9 protein-coding genes are annotated in these 12,759 nt (G+C 62.6%); 6 read left to right on the forward strand and 3 right to left on the reverse strand.

The genetic code is table 11. The annotated features are described in order from the left end of the window. The first annotated feature begins 62 nt into the window (after window positions 1-62). The 3 genes from folD to KF708_16500 all read left to right on the forward strand — a co-directional run bounded on the left by folD (window position 63) and on the right by KF708_16500 (window position 3,754). Window positions 63-920: a bifunctional methylenetetrahydrofolate dehydrogenase/methenyltetrahydrofolate cyclohydrolase FolD gene (gene folD / locus KF708_16490; GenBank protein ID MBX3414287.1), complete on the forward strand. Its 858-nt coding sequence runs from the start codon at window positions 63-65 to the stop codon at window positions 918-920. A gap of 58 nt (window positions 921-978) precedes the next feature. Beyond that, the gene (locus KF708_16495; protein ID MBX3414288.1) at window positions 979-2,439 is read left to right on the forward strand and encodes a PD40 domain-containing protein; all 1,461 of its coding nucleotides are present in this window, start codon (window positions 979-981) and stop codon (window positions 2,437-2,439) included. 241 nt (window positions 2,440-2,680) lie between these two features. Then, complete coding sequence (locus KF708_16500; protein ID MBX3414289.1) at window positions 2,681-3,754, forward strand: lipid-binding SYLF domain-containing protein; 1,074 nt, start codon at window positions 2,681-2,683, stop codon at window positions 3,752-3,754. A gap of 34 nt (window positions 3,755-3,788) precedes the next feature. Here the strand turns inward: KF708_16500 and KF708_16505 are convergent, their stop codons facing one another. Continuing rightward, window positions 3,789-4,826: a DUF3500 domain-containing protein gene (locus KF708_16505; protein ID MBX3414290.1), complete on the reverse strand. Its 1,038-nt coding sequence runs from the start codon at window positions 4,824-4,826 to the stop codon at window positions 3,789-3,791. A gap of 241 nt (window positions 4,827-5,067) precedes the next feature. Here KF708_16505 and KF708_16510 point away from each other — a divergent pair, with 241 nt between their 5' ends. Beyond that, window positions 5,068-7,908: a DUF5060 domain-containing protein gene (locus KF708_16510; GenBank protein MBX3414291.1), complete on the forward strand. Its 2,841-nt coding sequence runs from the start codon at window positions 5,068-5,070 to the stop codon at window positions 7,906-7,908. Window positions 7,909-7,921: 13 nt separating this feature from the next. On the opposite strand, the gene KF708_16515 is transcribed toward KF708_16510, so the two are convergent. Further along, a complete protein-coding gene (locus KF708_16515) occupies window positions 7,922-9,574 on the reverse strand; it encodes an alpha/beta-hydrolase family protein (GenBank protein ID MBX3414292.1) in 1,653 nt (550 codons plus the stop codon). Between the two features lie 182 nt (window positions 9,575-9,756). Between KF708_16515 and KF708_16520 the strand changes: the two genes are divergently transcribed. After that, a complete protein-coding gene (locus KF708_16520; GenBank protein ID MBX3414293.1) occupies window positions 9,757-10,455 on the forward strand; it encodes a nucleotidyltransferase domain-containing protein in 699 nt (232 codons plus the stop codon). Continuing rightward, window positions 10,421-10,783, forward strand: coding sequence for a hypothetical protein (locus tag KF708_16525; protein MBX3414294.1), 363 nt, complete (start codon window positions 10,421-10,423; stop codon window positions 10,781-10,783). Before KF708_16520 ends, KF708_16525 begins: the two co-directional genes overlap by 35 nt. A gap of 20 nt (window positions 10,784-10,803) precedes the next feature. On the opposite strand, the gene KF708_16530 is transcribed toward KF708_16525, so the two are convergent. After that, a complete protein-coding gene (locus tag KF708_16530; protein MBX3414295.1) occupies window positions 10,804-12,645 on the reverse strand; it encodes a M48 family metalloprotease in 1,842 nt (613 codons plus the stop codon). Between the last annotated feature and the right edge of the window lie 114 nt (window positions 12,646-12,759).

The following is a 12,759-nucleotide window of genomic DNA, read 5'->3' on the forward strand; positions in this document are numbered from 1 at the left end:
ACTTCCCCTAGAATGATCGACCGTTGGCGGTCAGGCTTCCCTCTTCCTGCGAAAGGTCTCTCGTGACGGCAGTTCTGTTGAATGGCAAGGAGTTGTCGCGCGAGATTCAGGCCGAAATCTCGGACGAAGTCGTCGATTTTCTCCAGAACAACGCCACCACCCCCTGTCTGGCCGCCGTGCTCGTGGGAGACGACCCTGCCAGCGAGGTCTACGTGCGCAACAAGCGCAAGGCCTGCGAGCGCACGGGCATCGAAAGCCAACTCCACAAGCTGCCCGCCGACACGACGACCGACGACTTGCTGAAGCTCGTTGCCCGGCTCAACAAGGACGCCGACGTGCATGGCATTCTCGTGCAGCTTCCGCTGCCGAAGCAGATCGATGAGACGCGCATCCTGACGGCCGTCCATCCGCTGAAAGACGTCGATGCGTTCCATCCCGAGAACGTGGGACGCATCGTGCAAGGTCGTCCGCGCTACCTGCCCTGCACGCCGCACGGCGTGGTCGAGATGCTCAAGCGCTACAAGATCGAAACCTCCGGCAAGCACGTGGTGGTGGTCGGGCGGAGCGATATCGTGGGCAAGCCCATCGCCAACATGCTCCTGCAGCGCGGCGCCGATGCCACCGTGACGGTCTGCCATAGTCGCACGCGCGACCTGCCGTCGATCACCCGGCAGGCCGACATCCTGATCGTGGCCATCGGCAAGGCCCGTTTCGTCACGGCCGACATGGTGAAGCCGGGGGCCGTCGTCGTCGACGTGGGCATCAACCGCACCGAGAGTGGCATCGTCGGCGACGTCGATTTCGGCCCGGTGAGCGAGGTGGCCGGCTGGATCACGCCGGTCCCCGGCGGCGTGGGCCTGCTGACCGTCACCATGCTGCTGGCCAACACGCTGGCCGCCGCGCGGAACCTGCAAGCGTGATACAATTGCTGTGATGCAACTGGCGAGTTAACGCGATTCGGCCCTGTGAGAACCCCCTATGAGTGAACTTCATCTCGATGAACAGACGCTCACTCGCGCCAAGCAACTCGCGGAGGCAAAGCACGTTTCGGTCGAAGAATTGATTTCTCAAGCGATCGATCGCCTGGCGAACGATCCACAAGGTTTCCAGCAGCGAGTAGATCCTATCGGTGCGTTTGAGGATTGTGCCGAACTCTTGGACGACATTGTGAAAGAAGCCTACCAAAATCGTGAGCGTCTTCTCCTTCGCACGCGCGTTTACCAGGCAGTCGTGCTCCTGATGAGCCTGACGCCACTCGTCGCTGGCATGGCTTGCGGAGACGAGCCTGCCCCGGCACGGTTCCTGTTCACGTCGCAGGGCAAAACGGGGCTGGCGACGACGGCGGGGGAGGAGGTGCGTTACCTTCCCTTCGATCGTCCCGGTCAGGCGACGTGGCAGCCTGGCCCCTTCTTGTCCGATGGCCGGCACGTGGTCGTCTTGAGCATGGAGCCGCGGCGCGATGGCCCGGGACGTCCCTTCGAACAATTCTACACGCAAACGCCCACGCACCTGTGGCTGTACGATCTCGCTGCTGGAGAACTCGAGGAGATCGCCACCAAGGATCGTCTCGCGCCGTTCGAGACGCCGCAATTGCTCGTCGGCGATCGACGCCTGTTGGTCCAGGTCGTGCGCGACGGCGTGGGGCAGGTGTTCAGCATGAATCTCGACGGCAGCGATCCGCGCGAGTTTACCCGCGCGGGCGAAGGTCTACCGTATGGCCTGAGCCTCCGTCCCGATGGTCGTCGCGTGGCGTTTCATCTCGCCAGTCCCGAAGGCTATCAGATCTGGACCAGCAATATCGACGGCAGCGAGCGGACACGCATCGTGGGCGATCCCGCGCATTTGTACTTCGGACCTGTCTGGTCGCCCGACGGCGAGTGGATCGCGTATGTCGACTGTCTGTATGGGCAAGATCCCGGGCACGACTGGTGCGACGTCTGCGTGGCACGACCCGATGGCAGCGAACGTCACGTGCTGACCACGGGCCAGGCCATGTGGTTTGCCGCGTCGTACGGCAACGAGAAGGCCCGCGGCGGAGGATCGAATCTCGTGGCATGGACGCACGACGGAAAGATCCTGTTTCCGCGCCGCACGCCCGACGCCCGCCTGCCCTGGCCCTATCAGACCGAGCGTCCCGACGTGGATCACTTCAATCGCGAGTACCGACCGCAGGAGGCCCGTGGCGGCACCGAGATCTGCCGGCTCGATCCGCGCGATGGTTCGATCGAGGTACTCACCAAGAGCGATCCGCTGGCGTGGGACTTTCGCGTGAGCGAATCGCCCAACGGCCAGCAACTCGTCTTCTGCCGCGCGGCGACGGGCGAACTTCCCGCGATCTGGGTCGCCGATCGCGATGGCGGGCACGCGCGCGTGATGACACGCGGAATCGATGAGTTGGGGGCCGACCACCCCCGCTGGATCCCGATGCCGTCGAAGTAGTGGGGCGACTCTTCATTTACCACATCGACATTGCGGAGAGCTTACGAGCTTTCCACCTCTCGTTCTTCCGTCGTGCCGTGTGTCGTCGTGGTTCAATTCCAAACAATGATCCCGCGGACGGCGAAAGCATAAGAAAGCATCAAAGCATCGTCGCCGCCAAAGCTGACATTGCACCCCGGCGCGGAGAGAGCTACCATGCCGCACCATTTTCGACTGAAGACCCATTCTCGGGGGTGCTGTCATGCTATCGCGTCAGACCATGTATCGACTCGGTGCGTTCGTACTGTTGATGCTCGCCTCGGGGCGTTCCTTTGCCCAGCTTCCGGGGGAGGCCGCGGCGCCCCTGGTGATCAATCCCGAGGCCTCCGTGGTCGAGGCGTCGACGCAAGTGCTCAATGAAGTGATGGCCGTGCCGGCCAAGTCGATCCCCACCTCGTTGCTGCATGATGCGCAGGGCATCGCGATCGTGCCGGGCATGGTGAAAGGTGGATTCGTGATCGGGGCACGGTTCGGACGCGGCATTCTGACCACGCGGACCGATGCCGGCGCGTGGACTGCCCCCACGTTCATCACGATCACCGGCGGCAGCATCGGCTGGCAGGCCGGCGTGCAATCGACCGACTTGATTCTCGTCTTCAAGACGAAGAAGAGCATTCAGGGTCTGTTGAACGGCAAGTTCACGATCGGCGCCGATGCCTCGGCCGCCGCGGGTCCGGTGGGACGCGATGCCTCGGTGGCCACCGATGGCCGCTTGCAGGCCGAGATCTATTCCTATTCGCGCAGCCGCGGCCTGTTTGCCGGCGTGGCGCTGGATGGTTCCGTGATTCAGATCGATCCGGCCGCGACGAGCCGCTTCTACTGGAACGGTGGACCGCCCCCGCCGAATGAAACCGAACAGGTGTTGCCCCCCTCGGCCGGACTGCTGCTCGAAGCCATCAATCGCTACACGATGCCGGCGAGCCAGACGACGGCCTCGACCTCGCCGGGCCTGACGCCGGTTACCCCGCCGCCGATCGCCTCTCAGCAGATCACCGAATCGCTGCTCGACACGTCGCGCGCGCTCTTCAAGGTGGTAGACAATCAATGGCAGGCGTACCTCGCGCTGCCGGCCGAGGTCTACGGCGCACCGAATCCGTCGGCTCCGTCGCTCGAGACCGCGCTGTCTCGCTACGAGGCGGTCGCCGCCAATCCTCAGTACCAGGCGCTCACTTCGCGTCACGAATTCCAAGACACGCTGACGCTGCTCAAGAGCTATGCCAAGCTGCGTGACGAGCCATCGATGATCACGCTCCCCCCGCCACCGTCGGCAAACTAGCGATCGACGCCCGTTCGGCCGAGCAGCTCGCACGCTACTTCACCGGCAGGGCGAAGTCGCCCCGCATGTTGCGCCACACGGAGTGGATGTGATTGGCCGGATTACCCGCCGGATCGGATTGGTAGTTGACCAGTTCGAGCACAAAGGTCGGGCCTTGCACGCGATAGTAGTGCGGCGCGCCCGCCTGGGTGGCGCCCGCCCAGGCAAAGTGAACGCGGCCGAAATCACTCGCCTCGATATCGGCCATCCGAGCCGCCGCGAGTGGCGCGGCCAGGTTGCCGCTATAAGTTTTGAGCAAGTCGCGCAGCTTCTCGCGCTGGGCAGCGGTCATCTTGGCCGCGGCGAGACCGACTGGCGGAGCCTGCGGTACCTCAGGCACTCCGGCGGCGCGATAATCGGCCGGGGCTTTGTCGTCGATGAGGGCCGCGGCAAGTTGGTCCTTGTCGAGTTCACTCACCAGGTCGAGCGCGAGTTGTTCTTCCTGAGCCAGGGTGCGCGTCCCCTGTTCCGGTCCGCCTGGCACGACGATGTGCAGCGTGGCGGGATTCGCTCCCCAAAAGCTCGGCGTGTCGCTTACCACCTCGCCGTCGCGGACGACGAAGTTCAACGAGAAGTGATGCCCCTCGAAGCTCCAGCCCCAAGTTCCTTTCGACTCGGGTTGGCCGAAGATGGTGAGAAAGTAGCGCTGCGGATCGCGTAGCGGCGCGCCTGGCAGCCCCTTCTCCCCTTCGCGCAGGTTGTTCTCGAGTGCCATGATCTTGACGGCCTTGTCGTAGCCCACGTCGCTCAGCGCTGCGCGCAACAGGTGGTGACACGCTTCACGTTGCGCCGGCGTCATGTCGCCCACCTGCAATCCCTTGCGCTCCTTTTTGGGAATGTTGTGCCAATCGACGCGCCGTGGATCGTCGAAGCTCATCGTGGCCTTGGCACGAGCGGCATCATCGAGCGTGGCGAGAAACTTCTGCGCCGCGTCGGTCATGGCGGTGCCCACGTCGGCAGTCGAATTCTCGTTCGCCGCAGCGAGCGACACCGTGAGGAGGGCAAGGGCTACGAACGAAAGAGAGCGCGTCATGGTGGGATCCTCAGGGGAGGAAAAAGGTTCGGCGGGAACAAGTCGGCAGGCCGGCGATTATAACTACCGCCACCGGCAAGGTGGGAGTTTCAGCGGAGGGATTCTGCACAAAGCTCGCGCGGACTCCGTCGCCGTGGAGGAACATCGGCTGCCCGCGGACTATCGCGGTCGCTTCCAGGCGATTTACAATTGCGACCGTTTCCGACACTCGCGGTAGATAACTCCTGCTGGATGCCCAACGTTGATTTCCCTTCTTACGACGATGAACCCTTCTCTTTCGACTAGAACCCTGCGGCTTACGCTCGCGCTGTTGGCGGTCCTCTGCTCGAGCGCGACGACGACAGCCGGCGAGCGTGTCTTTCCGGGCGAGCACTGGCAGGAGAAGACTCCGGCAGAACTGGGGCTCGACCCCGATGCAATCGACGCCGTCGCCACGGCGCTCGGCAGTCGGGGCTGCATCATCAAGGATGGCTACGTTGTCAAGGCGTGGGGTTCGCAATCCGATCGTGGCGACCTGTTCTCGTCGGCCAAGCCGATCCTCAGCACGCTACTGCTGTTTGCCGTACAGGAGGGCAAGGTGGGCAGCCTCGATGCTCGGCTGACCGACTTCGGTTGGGAACTGGCCGAGAAAGATCGCACGATGACGTTTCGCCATCTCGGCGCCATGACCAGCGGCTATGCCCGACCGGAAAAGCCGGGCGAGGCCTGGGCCTACAACGACTATGCGATTCAACTCTATCAGAAGACACTCTTCGATCGTGTCTTTCGGGACTCGCCTGAGAATGTCGTCGGGGCACCCGAGCGATTCGGGGCGCTGCAACTCGAAGAGGGACTTAAGTTTCGCGAGAGCAATCGGCGGATCAGCGCCTCGGTGCGCGACTTTGCTCGGATCGCGTGGCTCTGGTTGAATCGTGGCGAGTGGAACGGCAATCCGCTGATCGACCGCGCGCTTTTCGACGACTGTCTCCAGTCGCAGGTCTCGGCAGACACGCCCAATACGCAACCCGCCAAAACGAATGATTACCTAGGCATCGGCACCTACGGCGGCGAGTCCGATCATTTCAGCAACGCCGGCCCGGGCATCTATGGTTTCAACTGGTGGTTCAACGGCCGTGGGCCGCGTCATCCGCAGGCACGAGCCTGGCCCGACGCTCCGCCCGATACGTTCATGAGCCTTGGCCTGCGTGGCAACTGCTCGGTGATGATGCCCTCGCTGGGACTGGTGGTCGTGGCCGGAGACGCCGATTGGGGGCGCAACGAACCGGGAGACGCCGAGAGTGTCATCAATCAACGCTTGCGCCTGATCGCCTACGCCGGTACGCCGGTCGCCGAGCGTACGCCAGAAGACGCAGCCGCGCCGCCATCGGCCACGCCCGCCTCGACGGCCCAGGGCACCGTGCAGGGCGAGCAACGCGTGTGGTATCCCCTGGCGCTCGAGTTTCAGGGACCATCGCTCAGCGAAGAGGGGACGCCCAATCCCTTTACCGATTACCGGCTCGACGTGACGTTCGAGCAGGGCGAGCGACGCCACACGGTGCCAGGCTTTTTTGCCGCCGATGGCCGCGCCGCCGAATCGGGCGCCGCGGCCGGCGATTGCTGGCAAGTGCGCTTCACTCCCGAGGCGCCAGGCGTCTGGAAGTGGCGGGCAAGCTTCCGCACCGGTAAAGACGTCGCGATTGCCGAGGACGCATCCGCCGGCAAACCGGTGGCATTCGATGGTGCGCACGGCAGCTTGGAAGTTGCTGACGCATCGCCGCACGCGGCGGGCGCGCTGCGCGAGGGGCGACTCGACTACGTCGGCCGACGTTACTGGCAATTCGCCGGGTCGCAGCGTTACTTTCTCAAGTGCGGGGCCGACAGTCCCGAGAATCTGCTCGCTTACGACGAGTTTGACGGCACCACGCCGACCCATCGCTACGGCCCCCATCTGCTCGACTTCCGGCCGGGGGATCCCACCTGGCGCGGCGGGCGCGGCCGCAATCTGATCGGCGCGCTCAACTATCTCGCCTCGCGCGGCGTGAATTCGATCTACTTCCTCACGATGAACGTCCGCGGCGACGGCCAGGATGTCTGGCCCTGGACGAGCGACCAGGAACGGGCCCGCTTCGACGTGAGCAAGCTCGACCAGTGGGAGCTCGTCTTTACGCACATGGATCGCCTGGGTATTGCGCAGCACGTCGTGTTGCAGGAGCAGGAAAACGATCAGTTGCTCGACAAGGGAGAACTGGGGCCGCAGCGCCGGCTCTACCTGCGCGAGCTCGTGGCGCGCTTCGCGCATCATCCGGCGCTGGTCTGGAACCTGGGCGAGGAGAACACGAACACCGATGCGCAGCGCATCGCGCATGCCGAGCATCTGCACGCGCTCGATGCTTACGACCATCCCGTCGTCGTTCACACGTTTCCCAAGCAGCAAGAGAAGGTCTATACGCCACTCCTGGGCAATCCAGCGATCGAAGGTGTTTCGCTGCAAACGAACGACACGCGCGAACAGACACGCCGTTGGATCCGCGAATCGGCGGTGGCCGGTCGCCCCTGGGTCGTGTGCCTCGACGAGATCGGTCCGGCCGATGTAGGCGCCAAGCCCGACTTCGCCGATTACGAGCACGACGAACTGCGCCGCGACCATCTCTGGCCCCACTTCATGTCGGGCGGAGCCGGCGTCGAATGGCTTTTCGGCTATTCCTTTCCCCACAACGACATCAACCTCGAAGATTTCCGCAGTCGCGATCATCTCTGGCAGTTGAGCCGCATCGCCGTCGATTTCTTGCAACGGCATCTCCCCTTCGCCGAGATGCAATCGGCCGACGAACTGACGTCGAACGCCGAGAACTACTGTTTCGCCAAACCGGGCGAGGTGTACGCCATCTATCTCCCTCGAGGTGGCACCACCGATCTTGAATTGCCGGCCGGCGAGTACAAGGTCGAGTGGTTCAACCCACGTCGCGGCGGCTCGTTGAAAACAGGTAGCGTTCCGCGGGTAACGGGGCCGGGAAAGGTGTCGATTGGCACATCGCCGAAGGAGGGCGAAGCCGATTCGGTGTGCCTCGTCACGCGCGTTTCCGCGAAAAGCGCCGCGCCGTGACAAGCGCCTGGTACTACTCGGGTGTGACAAGGTGTTCTTTAAGTCGCTTTGTTTTCTCCTCGTCCCACTCGGGCGGATCGGTCACCGCGATCCACGCATCAATATAGCTGGTGGGCGCGTAGTTATGTCCGTAGCCGATCGGCACTGCGGTCGCCATCGGCAAATCAAAACCCGTCTGCAAGAATGTGACGATCGGAAACCATTGCAGAAACGGCGAGACGTCGGGCCCGCGTTTGCCTACGAGCCACTCGGGGCGGCGGTAGGCCAGATCGGGAGAGAAGAAACACATCGGATCGCTGGCGTGCTGGATATAGACGAAGCGCATCGGCCCCCAGCGTTTGCCTCCCGCGTCGATGGCATTCTCGAGCGCCGTGAAACGCAGCATCGATCCATCGCGAAACGTCGGCAACCACATGGGCGAGCTGGGGTTGCGGTGTTGCGTGGCATTGGCCCATTCGGTACTCGGGAAGGGTGGCCCGCTCCAGACGCCTCCTTGAATCGGATCTTCGAACACGGTGAAGAGATCGGCACTCGACTCCGAGCCCAGCGAGCCGAGGCTCAGGCCATGCAAGTACAGCTTCGGCCGATCGTCGGCGGGGAGCGTCGTCCAGTAATCGTAGATCTTGTCAAAGAGGATTCGCGCCGAGTTGCGCGAACGCTCGGGATCAACCAGGATCGTGATCCAGCTCGGCAGGTAGGAATACTGCGTCGTGACGATCGCCGTATCGCCGCGGTGCAGGTATTCGATCGTGTCGACCGCGCCCGGGTCGAGCCAGCCGGTGCCGGTCGGGGTGGCGACAATCAGTAGCGATCGATCGAATCCGCCGATGCGTTTGAGTTCTTCGAGCGCGAGGTCGGCCCGCTCTTCCATTTCTTCGGCGGTGCGCATGCCAACGTAGACACGGAGCGGCTGTTTGGCTTCCTGCCCCCAAAACTCACGGATCGACTGCTGCGTCGGCCCCGCTGCTATGAACCGCTTGCCTTGCAGGCCGATGGTATCCCAGGGAATGAGTGATTCCGCGCTTCCCGAGGCCAGCGGATTGCTCGGCTGCAGCACGTCCTCGTCGACCACCTTATCGATCTGCAGGAAGATCGAGTCCGCCGCGTTGAGCGCCAATCGCGCCACGACGTGATTGGCCAGCAGAAACATGGCGACAAGCACCAACAGCGCGCTCAGCACATAGGAGACGCGCCGCGGCAGAAACTGGCTCGTACGGCGATCGACGTACTGCCAGCACTTGCGCAGTCCGCGCGCGGTCGCCACCAGCAGCACGCCCACGGCAAGGGCAATCGCCCCCAGTCGAAAGGGATAAGCCGACTCGACCGGATCCATCTCCATCAGCTCGCGAATCGAGTTTTGCCACACGGCGGCCCGCCAGAGAAAAAGGATGGCGACGATGGCCACGGCGATGGCGGCCAGCAGCCGGCTCGAGCGTTCGAGCCTGGCCTGCGGCTGCGGCAGCTCCATGAAGATCCACAGCCAGACGAGCGACACGCCGACACCATACCCCACGGCCAGTGCGATCCCCGAGAGAACACCTTGCACGGCAAAATGCCGCGGCAACAGCGACGGCGTCAACGACGCCGCGAAGAAGAGCGCGGCGACGACGAGCCCCCAGTAGGAAAAGGATTTCCAGGATTGTCCGAGCAGAGAACGCAGGTGCATGGGGAGGAATCGCTTGCCAGGAGACATCGATCGCGGGTATCCAGTAGCACACCTTTCTAATCATTGAGACTCACTTGGCAAACCGCGAGAGCGTCGAATGTTTGGGAACGGAGAGAGTGGAACCGAAACGTTAGCTCGGGCCTTTGGACAGATTCCCTTTTAGAGAATATACTTTCTCTAATATGAGAATTAAGCGCCCGGCGGAAGCATTGCTCTTTCCTCGCGTGCGTCAGCGCGTGTTGGCCACGTTGCTGCTCCATCCGCAAGGCGAATGGTATCTGACCCAATTGGTGCGCCACCTGGGCTGTGCGCCGGCCCATCTGCATCGGGAATTGAAGCTACTCGTCGCAGCCGGAGTGCTGCGACGTCGCGCAGAAGGCCGCCAAGTCTACTATTCGCCCGATCCGGCCTGTCCCTATCTCGCCGAGTTAAGGGCCCTGGTCCGCAAAACTGCTGGACTGCCACAGGTTCTTGCAGACGCTTTCGAACCGTGGCGTTCCCGTATCGATTGTGCCTTCATTTTCGGATCGGTGGCCAAGGGAGAAGAGCGGTCCGCAAGTGATGTCGATGTGATGATCGTAGGCGATGTAAAGCTTGCAGATCTGGCGTCGGCGCTGCGCGTCGTGGAGCGCGAGCTAGGTCGGCCCGTGAACCCGACTGTGTATCCGAAAAAAGAGCTTGTGCAAAAGCTGCGTACAGGGAATCATTTCGTGCGGACGGTAATCGCTGATCCCGGAAAAATCTTCGTGGTGGGCAGCAGCAGTGACCTTGAAAAAGCTACACGCCGACGGACGGATCAAACCCCACAAGACAAGCAAGCAGGAACTCGACGAACTACGCGGCGGCGTGGCGGTAAAACTGAAAGACGCCAAGTCGACTGATATCTCGGACGACACCCGTTTCACGACTGCCTACGGCGCGGCGTTGCTGTTGGCAAAGATGGCGCTAGCGTGTGCGGGTTACCGCCTGGATTCAAAACTGGGGGGCCATCACAAGACTGCCTTCGACGCGCTGCCTTACTGTGTCGGTGTCCCCGTCCAACCATTGACAGACTATTTCGATCTCTGCCGAAGAAAGCGGAACGAAATCGACTACGATCGAGCGAATGTAGCGTCACGCGCTGACGCCGATGAAATCATCGAGCAGACCAACGAGCTACGAAAGTTGATTGAAAGCTGGATCCAGGAAAAGTATCCAGCCTTGGCTTGACGGTGACCGATGGCCGCGCGTTACTCGCCCGTCGTCGGCGGCTGGTCTTGCTTGTGTTGTTGGTACTCTTTGGCCGCCGCATAGCGACCGTAATAGTTCGAGATCGCCTGGAGGGCTTCGGCCTGATGTTTGCCGAATTTCTTGAGCGGAATCGTGACGTGCTGCTTGCCCTCGCGCTCGTAGTGGATCTCGAGCGCGCCGTCGTTCAACACACAGTTTGTAATCTCTGAGTAGGCCAGACTTCCAGGCCAGGGGGAATACTGGATCGTTTCGCAATCCAGCATGAGCGAGCCCTTCTTCCCTTCGATGACCAGGGGCGGAAAGGCCTGTTCCACGATTTCCCGCTCTTCGTCGGTTTCGGGCAAAAAGCGATAGGGGAGCGACTGCTCGTGGATGTGGCGAAAGCGTTCCTCGTATTCGTCCCACTGTGCCCGTTCGATCTCGTCGGCGCGGTCGATCGTCCGGTACCAACGTCCGTCGCCGGGGTTGGCCACGAGCGACTGCGCCTCCTGCGACTGCAACGACACGCCCAACGCCTCGAGCCGCTGCGACATGGGAGGGTGACTATCGAAGGGATGCGACGTGGCCAGCGTTTCCAGATCGGGCTTGGCCGCGAACGAGACGGCATACTGATGGAAGCCCGCTTCGATCTGGCCGCAGATATTCGCCGTCTCCATGGCTCGCTCCTGCTTGAAGAGCTCTTCCTGCACGTTGCGGCGATAGTCGGAGTAGGCCGAGATCCGCACCAGCGCCCGGGCAAAATCGCGCGGCGTGGTCGCCTCGGCGGCGATCCGGTCGGCGCGAAACTCGCGCAGCCGGCTACGTTCGCCCAACGTCAGCTCGAACAGGGCCCGAAAGCAGAGCATGAAGTAGTAGACCGGCCACGTGAGGGGGTTCTCGTGCAGCGCCTGCAGGTAGAGTGCATCGCGCTGCAGCAATGGATTGATTTTCTTCGTGTACACCGTGTCCTGCCCGCTGAAATGTGCCATTTCGTGCGCCAGGACACCATCGGCCTCGGCCCCCGACATCTGCTTCAGCAGCGCCAGGCTGGCAAACAACGTCCGGCCGTGCAGCGTCCGCTCTCCAACGGTGACGGGCGCCTCGGTGACGAAAAAGTTGTCGTCGATGCCGACAATCACGTGATCGGGCGGAGCGGTCTCGACCTGGGCACAGAGGGCGTCGAGCTCCGACCACAAGCGCGGCGCCGCCTGGCGGTCGAGCTCGAGGCCTTCGACGGCAAGCCGATTATCGGGCCGCTTGAAGATGGCCTTGAGAATGGCGCCGACGCCCGTCAAGGCGAGCAGGGCCACGATGAGGATGAGCTTGGGAACGTAGATATTGAACAACAGCGCCGTCACCCAGTACGACAGCGCGACGAGCAGCGCCCCCTGCACGATCGTTTGCAGCGCGGCGTAGATCCGCACGACTTGTCCACCGATGAGCAGGCTCAGGTATTGCGCGCGCTGCGAACGGCGCGACCACCAGACGCACACGCCCGCCAAGGCAAAGACCAGGATGCCGCTGGCGATCGAGGCTAGCGAAAGTCGAATCGCCCAACGAAACGTCGCGTAGTCGAAGCGAGTCTTGCCATCGACCATGTCGGCAAAATCGGGGCTCTTGAGCAACTCCGACATGGGATTCAACGTGTAGAATGCGACCGTCACCTCGCGCTCGGCTGGAGAGAGCGTTTCGTCTGCCCGTACTTGTTCGAGGATGATCTTCCGCGCGTCGGCATTGAAGCTGCGCTGCGCGTACAGAAAGAAGAAAAGCGAAACCGTCGGCAGAGGAAAGACGAGCAAGCCGGGAAGGACGACCGTCTTGACGAAACCGGCGCTGGAAAACTCTGGTGGCGCGCTGCTCATGAAAGAACCCTGCCCTGAAGAGAAGTGTCGTGCGCGTGCGACCGGCGCCACGCAAAATTGCGGGGGCCCCGATGCCGCCGATTCTAGCAGGCCTGTCGGCGGAGGAAATGCTGG

This window comes from Pirellulales bacterium (assembly GCA_019636335.1).
Taxonomy (GTDB): Bacteria; Planctomycetota; Planctomycetia; order Pirellulales; family JAEUIK01; genus JAHBXR01.

What these genes read in the sequence shown, in the direction of transcription:
- KF708_16520 (MBX3414293.1), top strand. Translation starts at nt 9,757, where the DNA reads ATGAGAATTAAGCGCCCGGCGGAAGCATTGCTCTTTCCTCGCGTGCGT.
- KF708_16530 (MBX3414295.1), bottom strand. Translation starts at nt 12,645, where the DNA reads ATGAGCAGCGCGCCACCAGAGTTTTCCAGCGCCGGTTTCGTCAAGACG.
- KF708_16505 (MBX3414290.1), bottom strand. Translation starts at nt 4,826, where the DNA reads ATGACGCGCTCTCTTTCGTTCGTAGCCCTTGCCCTCCTCACGGTGTCG.
- KF708_16500 (MBX3414289.1), top strand. Translation starts at nt 2,681, where the DNA reads ATGCTATCGCGTCAGACCATGTATCGACTCGGTGCGTTCGTACTGTTG.
- KF708_16495 (MBX3414288.1), top strand. Translation starts at nt 979, where the DNA reads ATGAGTGAACTTCATCTCGATGAACAGACGCTCACTCGCGCCAAGCAA.
- KF708_16515 (MBX3414292.1), bottom strand. Translation starts at nt 9,574, where the DNA reads ATGCACCTGCGTTCTCTGCTCGGACAATCCTGGAAATCCTTTTCCTAC.